Here is a 21,233-nt window from a genome sequence, read left to right as displayed (position 1 = left end):
AGGTCCTCCGGTCTACAGCTTGGCGTCGGCGGCCAGCTGCACGTAGGTCGGATCAAAGCGCAGCTTGAGGTTGGCCTTGTCGCCGCGGGTCACGCCATTGGCGAATGTCATGCCGACCGCGTCGGTGCTCTTGGCGCCTTCGCCCAACAAGCCGTGCTGGAACGAGAACGCGGCCACCTTGCCCATGGTGGCGGGCAGTTGTTCGCTGGTGGCGAAGTCGAGCGCTTCCTTGGGCGTGGCGAACAGCTTGGTGGTGTCCAGTTGCGATTGGAAACCGGCCAGGTCGGTGCCCGAGGCCTTGGCCATGTGCTCCAGTGCTGCCTTGCTTGCGGCGTTTTTCGCGTTCATCAGCGCCACCACTTCAAACCAGGCACCGGTCAACGCCTTGCCCAGGGCCGGGTTGTCGTGGAGGGTCTGGGTGTTGACCACCATCATGTCCATGATCTCGCCGGGGATCTGGCTGGAGTTGAATACCTCGCTCACGTCGGGTTGGGCCTTGATGTCCGAGAGCATCGGGTTCCAGGTGGTGACGGCCTTGACCTGGTCGGTGTTGAAGGCGGCGGAAATATCGGCGTCGGAGGTGTTGACCACTTTCAGGTCTTTCTCGGTGAGACCGACCGAATCGAGGGCGCGGGCCAGCAGGTAATGGGAGACCGACAGTTCGACCAGGTTGACGTCCATGCCCTTGAGGTCAGCGACCTTCTTGCCCTCACCCTTGAGGACGATGCCGTCGTTGCCGTTGGAGAAGTCGCTGACGATCAGCGCGGTGCTGTCCACGCCACCGGCGGCGGGAATGGTCAGGGCGTCCATGTTGGTCATGGTGCAGCCGTCGAACTGACCGGCGGTGTACTGGTTGATGGATTCGACGTAATCGTTGAGCTGCACGACATCGATCTTGATGCCGTACTTTTTCGCCCACTTGTCGACAATGCCTTGGCTGCCGGCGTATTCCCAGGGCATCCAGCCGGCGTAAATGGTCCAGCAGACGCTGAAGTGGTCTTTTTGTGCGGCGGCGGACGAGAAGCTCATGAAGGCCGAGAGCGCGGCGAGGAGCAGGGCGGACAGACGAAGCTTGAACATGGTGGTTCTCCAGTTGATCAAGGGCGGACAGGAGCAACGCGGCACCGCGAACGGTGGCTTGTCTCCCGGGCTTTTGTCCCGCCGTGTAACCTCAACTGGAGGTCGCCAACTCTCGGACCAGCCACTCGCCAGAAGCGAGCCGGAACCCTAGTCAGCCATTGCAAATTGTGGTGCCGCGAACCTGTGATGACTCCTGCACAGCGTTTGTTAAAGCGAGAGCCGTGCCAAGTCTGCCAAAGGCCCGGGCCAGAGAGGGCAGGTGTTGGGAGGGGATGATTGAGGGCACATTTGTGCTTGCTTGTGGTGCCATCGCGCACCGGAAGAGGGCGACGAGGGACATGTTTCTAGTTGTTGCCGAATCGCACCAGATTCCGAATTTGCTGTCTGAATATTCGTCAGTCACACAAAGTTGACTGCCGCCCATCAGCGTCGCTGATGTGGCCCATCCGCGGTCCAGGAGGCCGCCATGTATCGACGACTGCTGCTCATTGCGTTTCTCGGTTTGACTCTTTCGGCATGCGTGCCTTATTACGACGGAGACTCGAGCTACTACCGTTCCGAGGTCTACACCTCACCGGCGCCGGTCTATTACGGTTACGGTGGCGGGAGTTATTATTCGGCACCGCGTGGCTATTACGCCCCGCGGTATTACCAACCGGCGCCGCGCTATTACTCGGCACCGCGCTACTACCAACCAGGGCCGCGCTACTACTCGCCACCGCGAGCGGCGTACCGGTCTTATCCGAATCGGGGTGGCTGGGACGGCCACAACCGGGGCGGCTGGAATGACGACCGAGGCGGTGGCCGAGGCGGGCGTGATCATCGGGGACGCGGCGATCACGATGGACGGGGTGGCCACCGCTGATCTTTGGGCAACAAGAAGCGGCGCATTGAGCGCCGCTTTTTTATGCCTGTAATAAACCCGATAGGACAACGCTTGTGGGAGCAAAGCTTGCTCGCGATAGCGGTATGCCAGTCACAGGGAGGCTGACTGATACCCTGTCATCGCGAGCAAGCTTTGCTCCCACAGATGTCACTCTCCCAGAATGTCACCCGGATCTTTACTCGTTGGACAAATCCGCCAACGGATGCCGCCCTTCCCACGCCTTGTGGAAGTGCGCCTCGACCGCCGCTTCGGGCACATGGTTGATGTCCGGCCAGTGCCAGCGAGGCTTGTGGTCCTTGTCGATCAGACGCGCCCGCACGCCTTCGCTGAATTCGGGATGACGGCAGCAGTTGAGGCTCAAGGTGTATTCCATCCGGAACACACCGGCCAAGGACAAATGCCGGGCCCGGGCGATCTGCTCCCAGACCAGATGAGCGGTCAACGGCGAGCCGTCGGTCATGGTCTTGGCGGCGCGGGCGATCAACGGATCCGGGTGGTCCACCAGCAGGCTGAGGGCTTTCCAGGCGCAGCGCACATCGCTGACATCCAGCCATTCATCGATTTTCTGCCGCCGTGGCAGCCATTGGGCTTCGGGCAATTGGCCGATGGCTTCCTGCTGCAGGGCCTTGAGCAAACTGTTGAGCTGCATCTCGGTCTGCTCCTGCCAGTTGAGTTGCAGCAGGCCTTCGATCAAGTCGTCCTGTTGTTCATCCAGCAGGAAGCGATCGGCCAGGCCCAGGTCGATGGCATCCCGGGCATTCATGTGGGCGCCGGTCAGGCCGAGAAACAGCCCGAGCTTGCCGGGCAGGCGTGACAGAAACCAACTGGCGCCGACATCCGGGTACAGGCCGATGCTGATTTCCGGCATTGCCAGGCGACTGCTTGGGGTGACGATACGGGTACTTGCGCCTTGCAGCAGCCCCATGCCGCCGCCCAGCACATAACCGTGGCCCCAGCACAGCAAGGGTTTTGGGTAGGTGTGCAGATTGAAGTCCAGGCGGTACTCCGCCGCAAAGAATTGCGCAGCCAGCGGCGGTACCTCGCCGGGGTGGGCACGGCAGGCCTCCACCAGGCTGCGGACTTCACCGCCGGCGCAAAATGCCTTGGCACCATTGCCGCGCAGTAACACACAAACGACCTGCGGCTCCCTGGCCCAGGTATCGAGACGATCACGCAAGGCGTTGATCATTGGCAGGGACAGGGCGTTCAGGGATTTTTCGGCGTCCAGGGTGGCGACGCCAATACGAGCACCGTCGATGCCGGTGAGTTCTTCGAAGTGCAGATTCATTCGTGACCTCGATCAGAAATTTGAATGATCAGTATGACCGCTGCGTAGGAAAGTGCCGGTTCTGCGTCAGATCAATTGACAAGCCATGTAGGCTTTCCTAGGGTGCGCCCATTGTTTTTACCGGATGCGACCATGACTGCTGACGACCGTATCAAACTCGAACCGAGCTGGAAGCAGGCACTGCGTGCCGAGTTCGACCAGCCCTACATGGCAGAGTTGCGCGAATTCCTGCGTCGGGAATACGCCGCCGGCAAGGAGATTTATCCACCGGCATCGTTGATTTTCAATGCCCTCAATTCCACGCCGCTGGATAAGGTCAAGGTGGTGATTCTCGGCCAGGACCCGTACCACGGCCCGGGCCAGGCCCACGGTTTGTGCTTCTCGGTGCAACCGGGCGTGCCGACTCCGCCGTCGCTGGTGAACATCTACAAGGAATTGAAGCGCGATCTGAACATCGACATTCCGAATCACGGCTACCTGCAAAGCTGGGCCGACCAGGGCGTGTTGCTGCTCAACACGACCCTGACCGTGGAGCGCGCCAATGCCAACGCCCACGCCAAAAAAGGTTGGCAGCACTTTACCGACAGGATCATTGAAGTCGTCAGCGAACACCAGCCGCACTTGGTGTTCCTGTTGTGGGGTGCCCATGCCCAGAGCAAGCAGAAGTTGATCGATGCGACCAAGCATCTGGTGTTGACCTCGGTCCACCCGTCGCCGCTGTCGGCCCACCGAGGCTTCATCGGCTGTGGGCATTTCAGCCGGACCAACAAATTTCTCCAGCAGCAGGGTGAGAAGCCGATCGACTGGCGGTTGCCACCGGTTTGAACGGTTGGCAATGAAGGCCTCATCGCGAGCAGGCTCGCTCCCACAGGCAACACATATCCCTGTGGGAGCGAGCCTGCTCGCGATGATGGCGACTCGGTCTATAGATCCGAACCCGGCCTGCGCATCCAATACCTGAACAACGGCTCCGCCAGAAACAGCACGAACAGCAATCGCATCACCTGCAACGCCGTCACCAATGGCACCGACAGTTGCAGCGTCTCCGCTGTCAGGCTCATTTCCGCAATGCCGCCGGGCATCATGCCCAGTGTCAGCGAGCGCAGGTCCAGATGGGTCAGGGTACTCAGGCCCAAGGCCGCCAGGGTGGCGATCAGCATCGTCAATACCGTGCCGACCAGGGTGCGCCCCATGAACGATGGTGCCCGACGAAAGAACTGCCGGTTGAAATGACAGCCCAGGCCGCTGCCGATCAGCCACTGGCCGACCTGGCTGGCGCCATTGGGCAGGCCAATGTGCAGGTCCCAACCGATGCTGACCGCCGCACTCACCAGCAACGGCCCGAACAACCAGGGATTGGGTTGGCGCAAGCGCTCCCAGACCCAGGCGAGCAGAGCGCCCGCCGGGAACAGGATCGCCAGCCACAGCCAGTCCACCGTCGTGGCGTGTTGCACCGGCTCGCCTTCGCCCAACAGATACTTGAAGGCCGCCGGCACGCACAGCACCACCACCAGCACCCTCAGGCTCTGGCCCGCCGCGACACGGCTGAGATCCGCGCCGTTGCGGGCACCGAGGTTGACCATTTCGCCGGAACCGCCCGGCATGCTCGAGAAAAACGCGGTGGCGCGGTCCTCGCCGGTGCGACGCATCAGCCAGACACTTACCACGCTGGACACGCTGGTGATCAGCGCGCCGAAGAAGATCAGGCCGAAGTGGCCCAGCACCTGCTCCATCACCAGCGGGGTGAAGTGCAGGCCGATGCCGATGCCCACCACCCATTGGCCGCATTTACGGCCGCCGGGGATTTCCATCAACTGCCACGGCGTGAGACAGCGCACCAGGATGATCGCCAGCAACGAGCCGACCATCCAGGGCAAGGGCCAGCCGATCAGGCTGGCCAGGTAACCGCCGGCCAGGCCGACCAGCGGTGTTCCCCACCATTGTCTGAAAGTTGCTTCAGACATTGGCCAGGGCGCGACGTTGTGCGGCGCGGCGACGCCAGATCCGCAACAGTGGCAGCACCAGCATGACCGCCGTCAGTGCCCAGCAGCCCAAGGTGATGGGGCTCGACCAGAGGATGTCCAGCGCACCGTTGGAGATCGACAGCGCACGACGCAGATTCTGCTCCATCAGGCCTCCGAGGATGAAGCCCAGCAGGATCGGCGACAGCGGGAAGTCCAGCTTGCGCAGGATATAACCGAAGATACCGATGCCGACCATCAGGAACAGGTCGAATGTGGTGGCGTGGACCGCGAATACACCAATGCCGGTAATGATCGCAATGAACGGCACCAGCGCCCAGTTCGGCACCGACAGGATGCGGGTGAAAATACGGATCATCGGGATGTTGAGGATCACCAGCATGATGTTGGCGATGAACAACGACGCGATCAGGCCCCAGACGATGTCTGGCTGTTGCTGGAACAGCAACGGCCCCGGCGTGATGTTGTACAGCGACAGGGCGCCGATCATCACCGCCGTGGTGCCCGAGCCGGGAACGCCGAGGGTCAGCATCGGCACGAGCGCGCCGCAAGCTTCACCGCCGATGGCGGTTTCCGGGGCGGCGAGGCCACGCTTGTCACCCTGGCCGAATGTGCCACTGGCACCCGCAATACGTTTTTCAGTCATGTAGGCCACGGCACTGGCCAACGTCGCGCCGGCGCCTGGCAACACGCCCATGAAGAAACCGAGCACACCGCAACGCAGGTTCACCGCGAACACCGATGCCGCTTCCTTGAAGTTGAACATCATCCGCCCGGTGGCCTTCACTGCTTCCTGGCCACGGTGGGTTTTTTCCAGCAGCAACAGGATCTCGCTGACAGAAAACAGACCCAGCACCAGTACGACGAATTGAATACCGTCGGCCAGATGGACGTTGTCGCCGGTAAAACGGTACACGCCACTGTTGGCGTCGATCCCGACGGCCGAAAGGAAGAGCCCGATCAGTGCCGCGATGAACGTCTTGAGCGGACGATCGCCGGCCATGCCACCGAGGCAGACAATGGCGAACACCATCAGTCCGAAATACTCCGCCGGCCCAAAGGCAACCGCCCATTTGGCCAGGATCGGGGCGAATAGCACCATGCCGCAGGTGGCGATGAACGCACCGATGAACGAGCTCCATGCCGACAGAGACAATGCCACCCCGGCCAGACCCTGACGGGCCATGGGGTAGCCATCAAGGGCAGTCATTACGGTGGAGGCTTCGCCCGGAATATTGAGCAGAATCGAGCTGATGCGCCCACCGTACTCGCAACCCAGGTATACCGCTGCCAGCAGGATCAGCGCCGATTCCGGCGGAAGGCCCAAGGCGAACGCAATCGGAATCAGCAGCGCCACGCCGTTGATCGGCCCCAGGCCCGGGAGCAGGCCGACGACGGTGCCGATCAGGGTGCCGCACAGCGCAGTGAAGAGGTTGTAGGGGGTCAGTGCAACGCCAAATCCCTGGCTGAGATAACTGAGGGTATCCATATCAATTCTCCAGGATATCGAGCAGGCCAAGGGGCAGTGGCACGTCCATCACTTTGTCGAACAGCAGGTAAAGACTGATGGCCATCAGGGTGCTGACCACGATGCTGGGTACCCAGCGGCCGCCATACAGGCGCGCCATTGGCACGCCGATCAAGGTGCCGGCGAGGATGAAGCCCAGGGGTTCGAAGGTGCCGGCAAATACCAGCAGCAACCCTATGCAGATGGCGATTTTCTGCAACGTTGCGCGGTCCAGCTGAGGTTCTTCGTCGCTGTGCACGATGGGCGTAGGACGAAACAGCATGTACAGCAGCGCCAGGCCCATCAGTCCCAGGATCAGCAAGGGGAATGCACGCGGACCGACCGGTTCATAGGAAAAAGCAGCCTGATAGGGCCAGGCCATCAGTGCCAGGCCGATACAGACCAGTAGCAGCACCGCGGCAAAAATACGTTGGATGGTGAGCATGACTAACTCCTGGGCGGCGCCGGCACTGCCAGCGCCGCCGCGAGAACAGAGACGGTTACTGGATCAGGCCGAACTCTTTGGCCAGTACCTTGTAATCAGCCACTTGCTTCTTCACGTAGGTGTCCAGTTCCGGACCGGTCATGGCAAACGGGAACAGCTCGCGCTGGTCACGCAGCTTGGCGAACTCCTCGGAAGCGAGCAGTTTGTCGAAAGCGTCTTTCCACCAGGCATAGTCTTCGTCGCTGACCTTTGGCCCCAGGTAGAAGCCGCGGACCACCGGCCAGACGATGTCGTAGCCTTGTTCCTTGGCGGTCGGAATGTCTTTCATTTCCGGCTCGTCGATGCGTTTCTCGGCAAACACGGCGAGCAGGCGCATGTCGCCGCTCTGGATGTGCGGCATGGAGTCGGAAATATCCGTACTGCCCACCTGGATGTGCCCACCGAGCAGCGCGGTGGCGATTTCGCCGCCGCCTTCGAGGGCCACGTAGCGCAGGTCGCGAGGGTTGATGCCGGCGGCCTTGGCGATGAGGGCGGTCTGCATCCAGTCCTGGCTACCCACGGTGCCGCCGGAGCCGATCACCACCGAGCCAGGATCCTTCTTCAGGGCCTGTACCAGATCGTCGAGGGTCTTGTAGGGCGAATCGCTCTTCACGGCGATGGCGCCATAGCTGGTGCCCACGGCGGCCAGCCAGCGCACCGCGCTTTCATCGAAACGACCGAACTTGCCCTGGGCCAGGTTCAACAGCGAACCACTGGACCAGGCCACCAGCGTGCCAGCGTCGGCCGGGCGTTGGGCAACCACTGCGTTGTAGGCCACCGCGCCGACACCGCCGGGCATGTAGGTGACGCGCATTGGCTTGGTCAGCAGCTTCTGGTTGACCAGCGCGCTTTGTGCCAGCTTGCACGTCAGGTCGAAACCGCCGCCGGGGGAGGCCGGGGCGATGCACTCGGGGCGCTTGGGTTCTTTGGATGGATCAGCGGCGAGCAACTGCCCGGCGAACATCAGGCATCCGGCGGCCAGGGCTACTTTACGCAGTGATAGGTTCATTGTTGTCTCCACAGGAATTGTTGTTGTGTGTGGTGAAAATGTGTCGTGGACGAATCCCCGCCCAGGTCATCGCTGATAGGGTGCACAGGTCGTTACCGGGACTGAATGCAAGGTGGTCTGGTTCAAGCGAGAAGGGCGAGCAGGCACTGGGGCCTGGAGCTGCATGGACAGCATGGTGAATACTCCGCTTTTATTTTTCTTATTAGGACGAAAACGCTTCGTGGCATTTTTCATTCGCGAGCTGGCGTCGCGGCGGGCAGTCGAAACTATCCGTAAAGGGACTCTAATGGCTCAACCTTTCGCTAACCTTTCAAAAGCTTTCAGCGTGTTTTTTGGCTTCACAGCGGCGGATGCGGCTGTAAACTCCGCGCCAAAGAATGGCGCCGGCCATCCCTGAATCGAGGAATAACCCATGCGTGTTCTGCTCGTCGAAGACCATCTGCAGCTCGCCGAAAGCGTTGCCCAGGCGCTCAAGAGCACCGGTTTGACCGTGGACGTGCTGCACGACGGCGTCGCGGCCGACCTGGCTCTGAGCAGCGAGGAGTACGCCGTGGCGGTCCTTGATGTCGGGCTGCCACGCATGGACGGTTTCGAGGTGCTGGCGCGTCTGCGCGCCCGCGGCAAGACCTTGCCGGTGCTAATGTTGACCGCCCGCAGCGACGTCAAGGACCGCGTCCATGGCCTGAACCTCGGCGCCGACGATTACCTGGCCAAGCCCTTCGAACTCACTGAGCTGGAGGCCCGGGTCAAGGCACTGTTGCGCCGCAGCGTACTGGGCGGCGAACGCCAGCAGCGCTGTGGTGGGCTGATCTATGACCTGGACACTCGCCGCTTCACCCTCGACGATGAATTGTTGACCCTGACGTCTCGCGAGCAAGCCGTGCTGGAGGCGTTGATCGCCCGGCCAGGACGGGTGATGAGCAAGGAGCAACTGGCGGCCCAGGTGTTCGGCCTGGACGAAGAGGCCAGCCCCGACGCCATCGAAATCTACGTGCATCGCTTGCGCAAGAAACTCGATGGTCATGCGGTGGCGATCGTGACGTTCCGCGGCCTGGGCTACCTGCTGGAAAACCGCAATGCATAAGCCCGACAGCCTGCGCTGGCGGCTGCTATGGAACCTGGCATTGCTGCTGGTGGTGCTGATGCTCGCCAGCGGCTTGAGCGCCTACTGGAACGGTCGCGAAGCAGCGGACACCGCCTATGACCGGACCCTGCTGGCCTCGGCCCGGACCATCGCCGCGGGCCTTTCCCAGCGCGATGGCAGCCTCAGCGCGGACGTGCCCTACGTGGCCCTGGATACCTTCGCCTACGACAGCGCCGGGCGCATTTATTACCAGGTCAATGACATCGACAAGAAGTTGATTTCCGGCTACGAAAACCTCCCCGGTCCGCCACCCGGAACGCCCCGCACGGACGATTACCCAGCCCTGGCGCGCTTCTATAACGCCCAATACCAGGGGCAGACCGTGCGGGTGGTGAGCCTGCTCAAGGCGGTGAGCGAGCCGAACATGAACGGCATGGCGGAAATTCGCGTGGCGGAGACTGAAGAGGCCCGGGTCAGCATGGCTCGCAGCCTGATGGCCGACACGCTGTTGCGCTTGGGCATGCTGGCCGTGGGCGCGCTGCTGTTGGTGTGGTTCGCGGTCAGTGCAGCGTTGCGCCCTCTGGAGCGTTTGCGCACGGCGGTGGAGGAGCGCCAGCCGGACGATTTGCGGCCGTTGCCGCTGGTGGAGGTGCAGCACGAGTTATGGCCGCTGGTGAGGGCGCTCAACCATTTCACCGAGCGTCTGCGCGGGCAATTCGAGCGGCAGGCACAGTTCATCGCCGATGCCGCCCATGAGCTGCGCACGCCCTTGGCCGCGCTCAAGGCGCGTCTTGAGCTGGGCTTGCGTGCCAGCGAACCGGCAACTTGGCGCGAGACCCTGGAAACGGCCGCCCAAGGCACCGACCGGCTGACCCATCTGGCCAACCAATTGCTTTCCCTGGCTCGCGTGGAAAACGGCGCCCGGGCCATTGCCGAAGGCGGCGCGCAGTTGCTTGACCTGAGCCAACTGGCCCGGGAATTGGGCATGGCCATGGCCCCGCTGGCCCATGCCCGGGGCGTGGCACTGGCCCTGGAAGCCGATGAGCCGGTATGGCTGCGAGGCGAGCCGACCCTGCTGAATGAGTTGCTGAGCAACCTGGTGGACAACGCCCTGGCCCACACCCCCTCCGGCGGCAACGTGATCTTGCGGGTCACCGCACCGGCGGTGCTGGAAGTCGAAGACGATGGGCCTGGTATTCCGCTGCATGAGCGGGACCGGGTGTTCGAGCGCTTCTATCGACGTAACCAGCAAGTGGCCGGTTCCGGGCTGGGGTTGGCGATCGTCGGCGAAATCTGCCGCGCGCACTTGGCGCAGATCACCCTGCATGACGGACAAGAGCGTGGCTTGAAGGTGCGAGTCAGTTTCATCCCTGGCTCAGACTGAGCCGGAGCCAACTCGATTCCGTGGCTGGCTCAATTTCATTGACCGTCAGTCTGGGCTACCTAATAGAACATCGACCGCGCTTCTTCGATATCCGCGCAGCGAGCCTTGTTGTCCAGGTCGATACCCAGCTTCCTGAAAGCCGGGACGGAGAACAGATCGACATCGCTGAGGGGATGGTCGGTGTCCTTGTAGCAATACAGCGCAGCGACCTGCACGAGGTCGACGTAATCGATGTGCTTCGAGTCCCGGGTGAAGTCCAGATACAGCCCCGGCAGCTTCACCAACCGTTCCGGAAACTCCCAGACACTGAGGAGTTTGTCTCCCAGCACCGGGTGAATCGTCTCGATGACGTGGTTGAGGCTGACCGGGTCCGACAGCAATTCATTGTTGTCTTGGGCATACGTCAGGATCGGCAGCACGCCGATCTGGTGCACCAGCCCACCCAAAGCGGCCTGATCGGGCTTGAGTTGGGTATAACCGCGACACAGGGCATAGCTGACGCCCGCGATCTGCAGGCTCCTGCGCCAAACTTCGCGCATCTTCAGTTCCACCACTTCGGAGCGGGCGTGGAAAATCTGCTCCATGACCAGGCCGATGGCCAGGTTGCTGCTGTAGTTGACGCCCAGTCGAGTGATGGCCGTGTGCAGGTCCGTGACTTCCTGGGTCGCGCGTAGCAGTGGACTGTTGACCACTTTTATCAGGCGTGCCGAGAGAGCTGTATCGCGACCGATCACTTTGCTCAGGTTGCTGACGCTGATTTCCGGGTCTTCGGCGGCCCGGCGAATCTGCAGGGCCACTTCCGGTAATGTTGGCAGAACCAAGTCATCGTTATCGATGGCCTGCACCAAATCCCGTTGGACCTTATCCGCCAAATCGCTCATTTCGGTTCTCTAGGGTATTGCGGCAAATGCTGCGATCAGCGCTGGATTTCGCGGTCGCGGTCCAGTTCGTAAGGCAGGTCCAACATTTGAAGGCGTGGGCCTTCCAAGGTGCCGAGGTGCAAATTGTCGTCTTCTGCTGCTTCGGCCTGTAATACCGCCAGCAGTTCAATGTTTCCCTCGCCGCGGGCGGCAATCACCACTTCGCCGATGGAGCTGCCGTGCGTGGGGGAGAATAGCGCGGTCCCGGGTTCTGGCAATTGGCTGGCGTCCAGTTGCAGGCGATACAGGCGCCGCTTGAGCTTGCCCAGGTATTGCATGCGGGCGACGATTTCCTGGCCGGTGTAGCAACCTTTCTTGAAACTGACGCCACCGACGGCTTGCAGGTTGAGCATCTGTGGGATGAACAGTTCACGGGTGGCCGGCATGACCTGGCCGATCCCGGCACGGATTTGCCCCAGTAGCCACTGGTTCAGGTCTGCCTCGGTCAGTTCTGCCCGCAGGCGGGTTTGCAGCGTCTGTGCCTGTTCGGCGGGCGCCCATAGTTCGGTGCGGCCGGGAGAGACGCGGATGGCGATCAAGGATTCGTGGCGTGCCACGCTGTCGGTCTCGCTCGGCAGTTCGAGGCCCACGCCAGCCAGCATCTTGTCGGCGTTTTCCAGGCCGAAGCGAACCCAGGCTGCACTTTCGTCGGTGAGCTTGGATTTGGAGAACACGGCATATTTTTTCAGGTCGGCCAGTTGCGGTTCGAGCAATTCGCTGGCCATGGCCATCAACACGCCGTCACCTTCGAGCAGGATGCGGAAGCTCGATTGCATCCGGCCTTTCTGGGTGCAGCGGGCACCGAGGCTGGCCCGGCTGTCGCTCAGGTAGTCGAGGTTGCAGGTCAATTGGCCTTGCAGGAATTTGCCGGCGTCCACGCCGCGGACCGCGAGAACGCCTTCGTGGGACAGGGTGCAGAAAAAAGCGGAATCAGCCATGGGTCATCGCAGGGTAAAAAGTCTGGTAGACATCATAAGGGGACGCCCTTGAAATGGGTAGTTCACAAAGGATCGGTGGTGCCCGACCAAAGCCGTCTGTTCCAGTGCCGCGGGGCCTGTATACTTGCGCACTATTTGAGGAGCGCTCCATGGTCGAAGATGTTGAACTCAATCGCCTCTACTGGCACAGCCGCCGCGGCATGCTGGAACTGGATGTGTTGCTGGTGCCGTTCGTGAAAGAGGTTTATCCCCATCTCAATGAAGTGGATCGTGCCTGCTATGTCCGCCTGCTCGAATGCGAGGATCAGGACATGTTCGGCTGGTTCATGGAGCGCAGCGAATCCGAAGACCCAGAGTTGCAGCGCATGGTCCGGATGATTCTGGACCGTGTCCAGCCCAAGTAATCGCTTCGAATGCCGCTGGCAGGCCTCCGGGCAACTGCTGGCGGCCTATCTGCTGGCCCAGGTGTTCGCCCTGGGGTCGTTGTTCCTGTTGTCTGTCCCGTCCGGGTTCGCAGCGCTTGGCGTTGTATTGTGCCTGGCCCATGGCGCCTGGGTGATTCCCCGACATTTGTTGCTGACCCATCGCCGGGCCTTTTGCGGGTTGCGTCGTAATGCCGCTGGCTGGCAGCTCTGGAGTCGGGCCGATGGGTGGCGGGCGGTGCAGCTGCGCCCCGATAGCTTGGCGCTGCCGATGATCATCGTGCTGCGTTTTCGCTTGCAGGGTGAACGGCGGGTCCGGTCGTTGTGCGTACCGCGCGACGCGCTGGCACCGGATATCCATCGGCGCCTGCGCGTGCGGCTCAGGTTCAGTCGGCGTAGGTGGGCGGTACCAGGATAGTGTCCCGTGCCTCGGGCAGCAGGCTCGGGTAGTCGAGGGTGTAATGCAGCCCCCGGCTTTCCTTGCGTTCCATGGCCGAGCGAATCATCAGTTCAGCCACCTGGGCCAGGTTGCGCAGTTCGATGAGGTCGCGGCTGACTTTATAGTTGCTGTAGAACTCATCGATCTCATCCAGCAGCAAGCGCACCCGGTGCTGCGCCCGTTGCAGGCGCTTGTTGGTGCGCACGATGCCAACATAGTCCCACATGAAACGCCGCAGTTCGTCCCAGTTGTGGGCGATGATCACGTCTTCGTCCGAGTCGGTGACCTGGCTGGCGTCCCATGAGGGCAGGGCGGCCGGAATGACGACCTGCGGTAATTGTTCCAGGATGTCTGCCGCCGCCGAGCGGGCATAGACGAAGCACTCCAGCAGTGAGTTGCTGGCCATGCGGTTGGCGCCGTGCAGGCCGGTGAAGCTGGTTTCGCCGATGGCGTACAGGCCTGGCACATCGGTACGCCCCCGCTGATCGACCATCACGCCACCGCAGGTGTAATGCGCCGCCGGCACCACCGGGATCGGTTGCTTGGTGATATCGATGGAAAATTCCAGGCAGCGCTCGTACACCGTCGGGAAGTGGCTCTTGATGAACGCTTCGGGCTTGTGGCTGATGTCCAGGTAAACGCAATCGATGCCCAGGCGCTTCATTTCATGGTCGATGGCTCGGGCGACGATGTCCCTTGGCGCCAGTTCGGCGCGCGGATCGAAGCGCTGCATGAAGCGTTCGCCGTTGGGAAGCTTCAAGTGTGCGCCTTCGCCACGCAGGGCCTCGGTCACCAGGAAACTCTTGGCCAGCGGGTGATAGAGGCAGGTGGGGTGGAACTGGTTGAACTCCAGGTTCGCCACTCGGCAACCCGAACGCCAGGCCATGGCGATGCCATCGCCGCAGGCACCGTCGGGGTTGCTGGTATAAAGGTAGACTTTCGCCGCGCCACCGGACGCCAGGATGACGAAGCGCGCGCCGTAGGTGTCGACTTCACCGGTGCCGCGATTGAGCACGTAGGCGCCCAGGCAGCGATCACCGTCCAGGCCCAGGCGTTTTTCAGTGATCAGGTCGATCGCGACGCGCTGCTCCAGCAATTCGATGTTCGGCCGTTGCCGAGCCTTGGCCAGCAGGGTCTTGAAGATCGCCGCGCCGGTAGCATCAGCCGCGTGAATGATGCGCCGGTGGCTATGACCGCCTTCGCGCGTGAGGTGGAACTCGAAGCCGCCGTCTTCGGTGCCCGATTGTTCGTCACGGGTAAACGGTACACCCTGGTCGATCAGCCACTGGATGGCTTCCCTGCTGTGTTCCACGGTGAAACGCACCGCTTGCCGATTGCAGAGGCCGCCGCCGGCGTTGAGGGTATCCTCGACATGGGATTCAATGGTGTCGGTATCGTCCAGCACGGCTGCGACGCCGCCCTGGGCCCAGAAGGTCGAACCGTTGGCCAGGTCGCCCTTGCTCAGTACTGCAATGCGCAAATGTGCAGGCAAAGTCAGGGCAAGGCTCAATCCGGCGGCTCCGCTGCCGATTACCAGAACATCGTGTTGAAACTGTTGGCTCATTCGAATGGTTTCCGCTCAAGGCGACCCGGGTCGGGGTTGGCGCAAGACACCGCTTCAACGGGTCAGGCAGCCACGCAGCCCACTAGTATATAGAGGGGGGGATCGGCACAATAGCCGGGCGTACATGGCAATGTGAAACCAGCGTGACAGAAAAGTGGCACGCTTCGTCGGATCGCCGGTTTTGGTGAAAGGGCGATAAGGCCGCCGTTTCGAGGACAGAACGCTGTTTATCTCGTCACGGTTGCCTGATATTCAGTGCACAACGCTATAAATAGTGGGAACTTTTGCCAAGCGCCTACGTTCAATAGACGGTTGTCTGCAAAAGGGAGCAGCGTCGGGTTGGTGCAAGATTTCGATTGGGGTCTCTGCCAGCAGACCCGGTGACAGATTATTCGCGCAGCCGGGGAATCTCCTGCTGCGTTTTTCGTGCGTGCCGAGATCAGAGCGCGCCGGAAACTTGCTTGGAAGGGGGAGAACTTTTGCGAAAAGCCCGAGTCTATGTTTGCAAGCCCGGTCAATTAGTAATGCAAGCCTCCTTCGAGCTTATCGAGGAGTGTTCATGCTAACCCAGGAAGAGGATCAGCAGCTGGTCGAGCGCGTTCAACGCGGCGACAAGCGAGCTTTCGATCTGCTAGTGCTGAAATACCAGCACAAAATTCTCGGGTTGATCGTGCGTTTCGTGCACGACACCCATGAAGCGCAGGATGTTGCTCAGGAAGCCTTCATCAAGGCCTACCGTGCACTTGGTAATTTTCGCGGGGACAGCGCGTTTTACACGTGGCTTTACCGCATCGCCATCAACACGGCGAAAAACTATCTGGTTTCACGCGGCCGCCGGCCGCCGGATAGCGATGTAAGTTCTGAGGATGCCGAGTTCTATGATGGCGATCATGGCCTCAAGGATCTCGAATCACCGGAACGTGCGTTGCTGCGGGATGAGATCGAAGGCACTGTCCATCGAACCATCCAGCAATTGCCCGAAGATTTGCGTACGGCTTTAACTTTACGTGAGTTCGACGGTCTGAGTTACGAAGACATTGCGAGCGTCATGCAATGTCCTGTAGGCACCGTGCGCTCCCGGATCTTCCGCGCCCGGGAGGCCATTGATAAAGCCCTGCAACCTTTGTTGCAGGAAAACTAGAGACAGCGGCGACAGCCAAGAGAGGAACGCCATGAGTCGTGAAGCCCTGCAGGAATCGCTGTCCGCAGTGATGGATAACGAAGCGGACGAACTGGAATTGCGTCGGGTATTGAATGCCTTCGACGATGTTGAAACCCGTGAGACCTGGGCTCGTTACCAGATCGCCCGGGCGGTGATGCACAAGGACTTGTTGCTTCCACGCCTGGACATCGCTGCGGCCGTTTCTGCTGCCTTGGCTGACGAAGCCGTACCGGCAAAAGCTTCTCGCGGACCATGGCGCAGCCTGGGTCGCCTGGCGGTAGCCGCTTCGGTCACCGTGGCCGTGCTGGCCGGTGTGCGCCTGTACAACCAGGATGAGATTGCCGGCGTGCAAATGGCGCAGCAATCCAACCAGCCAAGCCTGGCTGCTCCACAGGTCAAGGGCCCAGCGGTACTGGCCGGTTACAGCGAGAGCTCGGAAACCGCAGGCCCGATGGTCAATGGTGTTCTGCAAGGCCAACCTGGCTGGCATGATCAGCGTCTGCCCAACTACCTGCGTCAGCATGCTCAGCAAGCTGCCCTGAAAGGTACTGAAAGCGCACTGCCTTATGCCCGTGCCGCCAGCCTGGAAAACCGTTAATAAGGAAAACCATTGCGCGCCATACCTCTATTCACGCTTCTGCTTGGTGGCTGGTGTGCGATTCCAGCCTATGCCGATGAGGCACAGGATTGGTTGAACCGCCTGAGTCAAGCCGAGCAACAGCAGAGCTTCCAGGGCACTTTCGTTTACGAGCGCAACGGTAGTTTCTCTACCCATAACATCTGGCATCGAGTCCAGGATGGCAAAGTCCGCGAGCGGTTACTCCAGCTCGACGGCTCGGCACAGGAAGTCCTGCGCATTGATGGGCATACTCAATGCGTCAGCGGCTCCTTGATCGCGGGGCTGGGCAATACACCTGACGGCTCCTCACGTACGCTTGATCCGCAGAAACTCAAGAATTGGTATGACCTTGCCGTCATTGGCAAGTCGCGCGTGGCTGGGCGTCAAGCGGTCATTGTGGCGTTGACGCCCAAGGATCAGCATCGCTATGGCTTCGAACTGCACCTGGACAAAGAGACCGGCCTGCCGCTCAAGTCCCTGTTGCTCAATGACAAGGGCCAGTTGCTCGAGCGTTTCCAGTTCACCCGCTTGAGCGTCGGGGCGCCGACAGACGGTGATCTGCAAGTCAGCGCCGAATGCAAGGCTGTCGCGCAGGATCCGGGCAAGGCCGTCGCGGTGAAAACCGCCTGGCACTCTGACTGGCTTCCGCCTGGCTTTGAACTGATTAGCAGTGCTGCGCGCAAGGACCCGGACACCCAGATCCAGGTCAACAGCTTGATGTACGATGATGGCCTGGCGCGCTTTTCGGTGTTCCTGGAGCCGTTGAACGGTGCCAACGCCACCGATACCCGTACTCAACTCGGCCCGACGGCTGCCGTCTCCCGTAGGCTCACGACGCCCCAGGGCGAAATGATGGTCACGGTGGTCGGTGAGATTCCTATCGGTACGGCGGAACGGATCGCGCTTTCCATGCGTTCCGACGTCACGGCGACCCAATAGCCTGCTGTCTGCACGGGTGGTTCGATTGCGCGAGAGGCTGATGATGCCAGGGCTTGATCGAAATGCCGAAACTTCCTGTCAGCATTTTCATTTGCAAAAAACCAGCTTTTTTTCTATAGGTCAGAGCCGCTCGGCCCTGGCCTTGTCTGTTCCCGGAACAAAAATACTGGCGTATCTTTTCCCGGTATTCCTTGCTCCATATCGCTTAACCATGCTCGTCGTAACGGGAGCCGTATGTCGATACCACGCTTGAAAACCTATCTCTCCATTTTTGCCACCGTGCTTGTGCTCGGCCAGGCCGTTCCTGCCGTGGCGGTCGAATTGCCCGATTTCACGCAACTGGTCGAGCAGGCGTCGCCCGCCGTGGTGAACATCAGCACCACCCAGAAACTGCCGGACCGTCGTGTATCGGACCAGCAGATGCCGGACCTGGAAGGCTTGCCGCCGATGCTGCGGGAGTTCTTCGAGCGCGGAATGCCGCAACAGCCACGTTCCCCTGGCGGTGGTCGCCAGCGTGAAGCGCAATCCCTGGGTTCGGGTTTCATCATTTCGCCTGACGGCTACATCCTGACCAATAACCACGTGATCGCCGATGCCGACGAAATTCTGGTACGCCTGGCTGATCGCAGCGAACTCAAGGCCAAGCTGATCGGTACCGATCCACGTTCCGACGTGGCGCTGTTGAAAATCGAGGGCAAGGACCTGCCAGTGCTCAAGCTGGGCAAATCCCAGGACCTGAAAGCTGGCCAATGGGTCGTGGCCATCGGTTCGCCGTTCGGCTTCGACCACACCGTGACCCAGGGGATTGTCAGCGCCATCGGTCGCAGCCTGCCGAACGAAAACTACGTGCCGTTCATCCAGACCGACGTACCGATCAACCCGGGTAACTCCGGTGGCCCGCTGTTCAACCTTGCGGGTGAAGTGGTCGGCATCAACTCCCAGATCTATACCCGCTCGGGCGGCTTCATGGGGGTGTCCTTCGCGATTCCGATCGACGTTGCCATGGATGTCTCCAACCAACTGAAAAGCGAAGGCAAGGTCAGCCGTGGCTGGTTGGGCGTGGTGATCCAGGAAGTGAACAAGGACCTGGCCGAATCGTTCGGGTTGGAGAAACCCGCCGGTGCACTGGTGGCGCAGATCCAGGAAGGTGGCCCGGCTGCCAAGGGCGGTCTGCAAGTGGGTGACGTGATCCTGAGCATGAACGGTCAACCGATCGTCATGTCCGCTGACCTGCCGCACTTGGTGGGTGCCCTCAAGGCTGGTGCCAAGGCCAATCTGGAAGTGATTCGCGAAGGCAAGCGCAAGAACGTCGAATTGACCGTTGGGGCCATTCCTGAAGAAGGCAAGGAGCTGGATTCGCTGCCCAAGTCTGGCGTCGAGCGTAGCAGCAACCGTCTGGGTGTTGCGGTGGCCGAACTGACCGAAGAGCAGAAACGTACCCTGGAATTGCAGGGCGGCGTGGTGATCAAGGAGGTACAGGATGGTCCTGCCGCGATGATCGGCCTTCAGCCGGGCGACATCATCACGCACCTGAACAATCAAGCCATCGGTTCCGCCAAGGAATTCACCGACATCGCCAAGGCGTTGCCGAAGAATCGTTCGGTTTCGATGCGGGTCCTGCGTCAAGGGCGTGCGAGCTTCATTACCTTCAAGCTGGCCGAATGACCGGTTAGCGGCTCATAAAAAACCGCCTCGAGAGAGGCGGTTTTTTATTGCCTGGCCAGTGCTCAGCCCATCATGTCCTTGACCATGCGTTCCTGCTCCATGAGTTCCCGCTGGCGGGCATCGATGCGTGAAGACAGGGGGAAGTTGGTGCCAGCTCGCCGTTTGGCGAAGTCCAGTTGCTGGATGGCCTGACGGTAATCGCCCACCAGGGCGAAGTACTCGGCACGGGCCTGGTGCAGGCCAATGATGTTGCCTGACAGCCCGCGGGTCTCGGCCACCATGTACCAGACGTCCGGATCGTCCGGGCGGGTCTTGAGCAGGGTTTCCAGGGCTTTCTCGGCATCGGCGGGGCGGTTCTGCTTGAGCAGCAGGTCGACGCGCACCTGGTTGAGCGGATAGTTGCCCGGGTATTGGCTCAGCATCCGGTCGACACGGGCCTGAGCGTCGGCCAGCTTGTTGCTGGTGATATCCAGGTCCACCTGGGCGAGGTTGTAGATGATCTCGTTGGGTGATTTGGCCAGCAACGGCTTGAGATTCTCCCGTGCTTCATTCAACTGGCCGCCCTTGATCTGCGCGATCGCCAGGCCATAGCGCGCCACGTCGTTCTTTGGGTTCTCATCCAGCTGTGCCCGGAAGCGCTTGGCGCCCAGGCCTGGGGTTTCTTCATAGGTCAGTTGGACCCGAGCGCGAATCAGTTGATAACGCACACTGTCCTCGATGCCCCCCGGCTTGGCCTGTTCGGCGCGGTTGCGGGTGTCGGCGATCCGGGATTCGGTCACCGGGTGAGTCAGCAGGAATTCCGGCGGCCTGGCGTCGAACCGGTACTGACGCATCAGGCGCTCGAACATGGTTGGCATGGAGCGCGGATCGTAGCCGGCTTTCTCCAGGTTCTGGATGCCGATACGGTCGGCTTCCTGTTCGTTCTGCCGGGAAAAGCGCCGTTGTTCTTGAATGGCGGCGGCCTGGGTCCCGGCAATGGCCGCGATCCCGGCGTCACCGCCACCGGCGGCGGCAATCACGATGCCGGCCAGCAGTGCGGCCATCATCGGCACCTGCATGCGCTGCTGGGCTTCCACACCGCGGGCAAAGTGGCGTTGCGACAAGTGCGCGAGTTCGTGAGCCATGACCGAGGCGTACTCGCCTTCGGTCTGCGCATTGAGGAACAAGCCGCCGTTGACCCCGACGATTCCACCAGGTGCGGCGAAGGCGTTGAGTTGCGGGCTGTTGATCAGGATGAATTCCAGGCGCCGGTCGTTGACCTGGCTGGTTTCCACCAGCTTATAGACGCTGGATTCGACGTAGTCCTTGAGCTGTGGATCGTTGAGCTGTGAAACCTGGCTGCGCAGCAGGGCCAGCCAGGCGCGGCCCAGTTGGTGCTCCTGTTCTGGCGAGACGATGGCAGAACTGGCGTCGCCAAGTGACGGCAGGTCGTCGGCGAAGCCCGGTGAGGCAAGCAGGCAAGCGAGCGTCAGCAGGGTGGGGCGCAGAAATGTCATGCACGAAGCCTTAGTCGACAAAGACCTTACTGTAGCCGGACACCGGGCCCGGGACCAGATATTCTAGGCCGCTCAACGACCTGCCGCGGAGTGAACCCATGACTGATGCTGTAGCCCACGATGCCGAACTGGACGCCAGCGGCCTGAACTGTCCGTTGCCGCTACTCAAGGCCAAGCTGGAGCTCAATCGCCTGGCCAGTGGCAGTGTGCTCAAGGTAATTGCCACGGATGCGGGCTCCCAGCGTGACTTTCGCACCTTCGCCCGATTGGCCGGTCATACGCTGCTGCATGAAGAAGACGAAAACGGCGTCTACCGTTACTGGCTGAAAAAGGCTTGAAAAAACCAACAGCGTCTCTTAAGGATT

The 21,233-nt window shown here is 61.1% G+C and carries 22 protein-coding genes and 1 riboswitch; of the genes, 12 read left to right on the top strand and 10 right to left on the bottom strand.

Features of this window, described 5'->3' with window-relative positions:
* Positions 1 to 12: 12 nt before the first annotated feature.
* On the bottom strand, positions 13 to 1,080 hold the full coding sequence (locus GN234_RS11290; protein ID WP_176688489.1) for a putative urea ABC transporter substrate-binding protein: 1,068 nt from the start codon (positions 1,078 to 1,080) through the stop codon (positions 13 to 15).
* A 60-nt stretch (positions 1,081 to 1,140) separates the two neighbouring features.
* Positions 1,141 to 1,242: riboswitch (guanidine-I (ykkC/yxkD leader) on the bottom strand.
* A gap of 304 nt (positions 1,243 to 1,546) precedes the next feature.
* On the opposite strand from GN234_RS11290, the gene GN234_RS11285 reads away from it, so the two are divergent.
* Complete coding sequence (locus GN234_RS11285) at positions 1,547 to 1,945, top strand: hypothetical protein (RefSeq protein ID WP_109755902.1); 399 nt, start codon at positions 1,547 to 1,549, stop codon at positions 1,943 to 1,945.
* A 196-nt stretch (positions 1,946 to 2,141) separates the two neighbouring features.
* Here the strand turns inward: GN234_RS11285 and GN234_RS11280 are convergent, their stop codons facing one another.
* Positions 2,142 to 3,254 (bottom strand): enoyl-CoA hydratase/isomerase family protein, encoded by a 1,113-nt coding sequence (locus GN234_RS11280; protein WP_109755901.1) that lies wholly within the window; start codon positions 3,252 to 3,254, stop codon positions 2,142 to 2,144.
* A 132-nt stretch (positions 3,255 to 3,386) separates the two neighbouring features.
* Between GN234_RS11280 and ung the strand changes: the two genes are divergently transcribed.
* On the top strand, positions 3,387 to 4,079 hold the full coding sequence (gene ung, locus GN234_RS11275; RefSeq protein WP_109755900.1) for a uracil-DNA glycosylase: 693 nt from the start codon (positions 3,387 to 3,389) through the stop codon (positions 4,077 to 4,079).
* Between the two features lie 98 nt (positions 4,080 to 4,177).
* Here the strand turns inward: ung and GN234_RS11270 are convergent, their stop codons facing one another.
* From GN234_RS11270 to GN234_RS11255, 4 genes are read right to left on the bottom strand one after another with little or no spacing between them, the layout of a single operon-like run.
* Positions 4,178 to 5,218 (bottom strand): AbrB family transcriptional regulator, encoded by a 1,041-nt coding sequence (locus GN234_RS11270; RefSeq protein WP_163855000.1) that lies wholly within the window; start codon positions 5,216 to 5,218, stop codon positions 4,178 to 4,180.
* A complete protein-coding gene (locus tag GN234_RS11265; protein ID WP_176688488.1) occupies positions 5,211 to 6,725 on the bottom strand; it encodes a tripartite tricarboxylate transporter permease in 1,515 nt (504 codons plus the stop codon). Before GN234_RS11265 ends, GN234_RS11270 begins: the two co-directional genes overlap by 8 nt.
* Position 6,726: 1 nt before the next feature.
* A complete protein-coding gene (locus GN234_RS11260; protein ID WP_176688487.1) occupies positions 6,727 to 7,188 on the bottom strand; it encodes a tripartite tricarboxylate transporter TctB family protein in 462 nt (153 codons plus the stop codon).
* Between the two features lie 55 nt (positions 7,189 to 7,243).
* Positions 7,244 to 8,236 carry a Bug family tripartite tricarboxylate transporter substrate binding protein gene (locus tag GN234_RS11255; protein WP_109755896.1) on the bottom strand — a complete coding sequence of 331 codons (993 nt, stop codon included), beginning with the start codon at positions 8,234 to 8,236 and terminating at the stop codon, positions 7,244 to 7,246.
* A gap of 163 nt (positions 8,237 to 8,399) precedes the next feature.
* Here GN234_RS11255 and GN234_RS11250 point away from each other — a divergent pair, with 163 nt between their 5' ends.
* From GN234_RS11250 to GN234_RS11240, 3 genes are read left to right on the top strand one after another with little or no spacing between them, the layout of a single operon-like run.
* Positions 8,400 to 8,633 carry a hypothetical protein gene (locus tag GN234_RS11250; protein WP_146206884.1) on the top strand — a complete coding sequence of 78 codons (234 nt, stop codon included), beginning with the start codon at positions 8,400 to 8,402 and terminating at the stop codon, positions 8,631 to 8,633.
* 15 nt (positions 8,634 to 8,648) lie between these two features.
* Positions 8,649 to 9,320, top strand: a complete 672-nt coding sequence (locus tag GN234_RS11245) for a response regulator (RefSeq protein ID WP_046065134.1) — start codon at positions 8,649 to 8,651, stop codon at positions 9,318 to 9,320.
* A complete protein-coding gene (locus GN234_RS11240; RefSeq protein ID WP_109755894.1) occupies positions 9,313 to 10,704 on the top strand; it encodes a sensor histidine kinase in 1,392 nt (463 codons plus the stop codon). Before GN234_RS11245 ends, GN234_RS11240 begins: the two co-directional genes overlap by 8 nt.
* 59 nt (positions 10,705 to 10,763) lie before the next feature.
* Here the strand turns inward: GN234_RS11240 and GN234_RS11235 are convergent, their stop codons facing one another.
* Together GN234_RS11235 and ygfZ are read right to left on the bottom strand one after the other, a co-directional pair.
* Entirely contained in the window at positions 10,764 to 11,585 is an 822-nt protein-coding gene (locus GN234_RS11235; protein WP_109755893.1) for an HDOD domain-containing protein, read from the bottom strand.
* 35 nt (positions 11,586 to 11,620) lie between these two features.
* The gene (gene ygfZ, locus GN234_RS11230; protein ID WP_176688486.1) at positions 11,621 to 12,562 is read right to left on the bottom strand and encodes a CAF17-like 4Fe-4S cluster assembly/insertion protein YgfZ; all 942 of its coding nucleotides are present in this window, start codon (positions 12,560 to 12,562) and stop codon (positions 11,621 to 11,623) included.
* Between the two features lie 149 nt (positions 12,563 to 12,711).
* On the opposite strand from ygfZ, the gene GN234_RS11225 reads away from it, so the two are divergent.
* Positions 12,712 to 12,966, top strand: a complete 255-nt coding sequence (locus GN234_RS11225; protein WP_003184348.1) for an FAD assembly factor SdhE — start codon at positions 12,712 to 12,714, stop codon at positions 12,964 to 12,966.
* Positions 12,950 to 13,402 carry a protein YgfX gene (locus tag GN234_RS11220; protein WP_109755891.1) on the top strand — a complete coding sequence of 151 codons (453 nt, stop codon included), beginning with the start codon at positions 12,950 to 12,952 and terminating at the stop codon, positions 13,400 to 13,402. The genes GN234_RS11225 and GN234_RS11220 overlap by 17 nt, the downstream gene beginning before the upstream one ends.
* Here the strand turns inward: GN234_RS11220 and nadB are convergent.
* A complete protein-coding gene (gene nadB, locus GN234_RS11215; protein ID WP_109755890.1) occupies positions 13,371 to 14,987 on the bottom strand; it encodes an L-aspartate oxidase in 1,617 nt (538 codons plus the stop codon). The two genes, GN234_RS11220 and nadB, sit on opposite strands and share 32 nt — an antisense overlap.
* A 559-nt stretch (positions 14,988 to 15,546) precedes the next feature.
* Here nadB and rpoE point away from each other — a divergent pair.
* The 4 genes from rpoE (at position 15,547) to GN234_RS11195 (ending at position 19,372) form a co-directional block, all read left to right on the top strand.
* On the top strand, positions 15,547 to 16,128 hold the full coding sequence (gene rpoE / locus GN234_RS11210; protein ID WP_003172477.1) for an RNA polymerase sigma factor RpoE: 582 nt from the start codon (positions 15,547 to 15,549) through the stop codon (positions 16,126 to 16,128).
* Positions 16,129 to 16,159: 31 nt separating this feature from the next.
* Positions 16,160 to 16,747, top strand: a complete 588-nt coding sequence (locus GN234_RS11205) for a sigma-E factor negative regulatory protein (protein WP_109755889.1) — start codon at positions 16,160 to 16,162, stop codon at positions 16,745 to 16,747.
* Positions 16,748 to 16,759: 12 nt separating this feature from the next.
* The gene (locus GN234_RS11200) at positions 16,760 to 17,707 is read left to right on the top strand and encodes a MucB/RseB C-terminal domain-containing protein (protein WP_176688485.1); all 948 of its coding nucleotides are present in this window, start codon (positions 16,760 to 16,762) and stop codon (positions 17,705 to 17,707) included.
* A gap of 234 nt (positions 17,708 to 17,941) precedes the next feature.
* Positions 17,942 to 19,372: a DegQ family serine endoprotease gene (locus GN234_RS11195; protein ID WP_109755887.1), complete on the top strand. Its 1,431-nt coding sequence runs from the start codon at positions 17,942 to 17,944 to the stop codon at positions 19,370 to 19,372.
* Positions 19,373 to 19,434: 62 nt separating this feature from the next.
* Here GN234_RS11195 and GN234_RS11190 read toward each other — a convergent pair whose 3' ends face one another.
* A complete protein-coding gene (locus GN234_RS11190; protein WP_109755886.1) occupies positions 19,435 to 20,868 on the bottom strand; it encodes a M48 family metalloprotease in 1,434 nt (477 codons plus the stop codon).
* Positions 20,869 to 20,966: 98 nt separating this feature from the next.
* Between GN234_RS11190 and GN234_RS11185 the strand changes: the two genes are divergently transcribed.
* Positions 20,967 to 21,206 carry a sulfurtransferase TusA family protein gene (locus GN234_RS11185; protein WP_109755885.1) on the top strand — a complete coding sequence of 80 codons (240 nt, stop codon included), beginning with the start codon at positions 20,967 to 20,969 and terminating at the stop codon, positions 21,204 to 21,206.
* Positions 21,207 to 21,233: the final 27 nt, after the last annotated feature.

The organism is Pseudomonas bijieensis (assembly GCF_013347965.1).
In the GTDB taxonomy this organism is placed as follows: domain Bacteria; phylum Pseudomonadota; class Gammaproteobacteria; order Pseudomonadales; family Pseudomonadaceae; genus Aquipseudomonas; species Aquipseudomonas bijieensis.
Note: the sequence above shows the minus strand (reverse complement) of the source record. Positions and strands in the feature narration are given on the sequence as shown.

What these genes read in the sequence shown, in the direction of transcription:
- GN234_RS11290 (WP_176688489.1), bottom strand. Translation starts at nt 1,080, where the DNA reads ATGTTCAAGCTTCGTCTGTCCGCCCTGCTCCTCGCCGCGCTCTCGGCC.
- GN234_RS11285 (WP_109755902.1), top strand. Translation starts at nt 1,547, where the DNA reads ATGTATCGACGACTGCTGCTCATTGCGTTTCTCGGTTTGACTCTTTCG.
- GN234_RS11280 (WP_109755901.1), bottom strand. Translation starts at nt 3,254, where the DNA reads ATGAATCTGCACTTCGAAGAACTCACCGGCATCGACGGTGCTCGTATT.
- ung (WP_109755900.1), top strand. Translation starts at nt 3,387, where the DNA reads ATGACTGCTGACGACCGTATCAAACTCGAACCGAGCTGGAAGCAGGCA.
- GN234_RS11270 (WP_163855000.1), bottom strand. Translation starts at nt 5,218, where the DNA reads ATGTCTGAAGCAACTTTCAGACAATGGTGGGGAACACCGCTGGTCGGC.
- GN234_RS11265 (WP_176688488.1), bottom strand. Translation starts at nt 6,725, where the DNA reads ATGGATACCCTCAGTTATCTCAGCCAGGGATTTGGCGTTGCACTGACC.
- GN234_RS11260 (WP_176688487.1), bottom strand. Translation starts at nt 7,188, where the DNA reads ATGCTCACCATCCAACGTATTTTTGCCGCGGTGCTGCTACTGGTCTGT.
- GN234_RS11255 (WP_109755896.1), bottom strand. Translation starts at nt 8,236, where the DNA reads ATGAACCTATCACTGCGTAAAGTAGCCCTGGCCGCCGGATGCCTGATG.
- GN234_RS11250 (WP_146206884.1), top strand. Translation starts at nt 8,400, where the DNA reads ATGGACAGCATGGTGAATACTCCGCTTTTATTTTTCTTATTAGGACGA.
- GN234_RS11245 (WP_046065134.1), top strand. Translation starts at nt 8,649, where the DNA reads ATGCGTGTTCTGCTCGTCGAAGACCATCTGCAGCTCGCCGAAAGCGTT.
- GN234_RS11240 (WP_109755894.1), top strand. Translation starts at nt 9,313, where the DNA reads ATGCATAAGCCCGACAGCCTGCGCTGGCGGCTGCTATGGAACCTGGCA.
- GN234_RS11235 (WP_109755893.1), bottom strand. Translation starts at nt 11,585, where the DNA reads ATGAGCGATTTGGCGGATAAGGTCCAACGGGATTTGGTGCAGGCCATC.
- ygfZ (WP_176688486.1), bottom strand. Translation starts at nt 12,562, where the DNA reads ATGGCTGATTCCGCTTTTTTCTGCACCCTGTCCCACGAAGGCGTTCTC.
- GN234_RS11225 (WP_003184348.1), top strand. Translation starts at nt 12,712, where the DNA reads ATGGTCGAAGATGTTGAACTCAATCGCCTCTACTGGCACAGCCGCCGC.
- nadB (WP_109755890.1), bottom strand. Translation starts at nt 14,987, where the DNA reads ATGAGCCAACAGTTTCAACACGATGTTCTGGTAATCGGCAGCGGAGCC.
- rpoE (WP_003172477.1), top strand. Translation starts at nt 15,547, where the DNA reads ATGCTAACCCAGGAAGAGGATCAGCAGCTGGTCGAGCGCGTTCAACGC.
- GN234_RS11205 (WP_109755889.1), top strand. Translation starts at nt 16,160, where the DNA reads ATGAGTCGTGAAGCCCTGCAGGAATCGCTGTCCGCAGTGATGGATAAC.
- GN234_RS11195 (WP_109755887.1), top strand. Translation starts at nt 17,942, where the DNA reads ATGTCGATACCACGCTTGAAAACCTATCTCTCCATTTTTGCCACCGTG.
- GN234_RS11190 (WP_109755886.1), bottom strand. Translation starts at nt 20,868, where the DNA reads ATGACATTTCTGCGCCCCACCCTGCTGACGCTCGCTTGCCTGCTTGCC.
- GN234_RS11185 (WP_109755885.1), top strand. Translation starts at nt 20,967, where the DNA reads ATGACTGATGCTGTAGCCCACGATGCCGAACTGGACGCCAGCGGCCTG.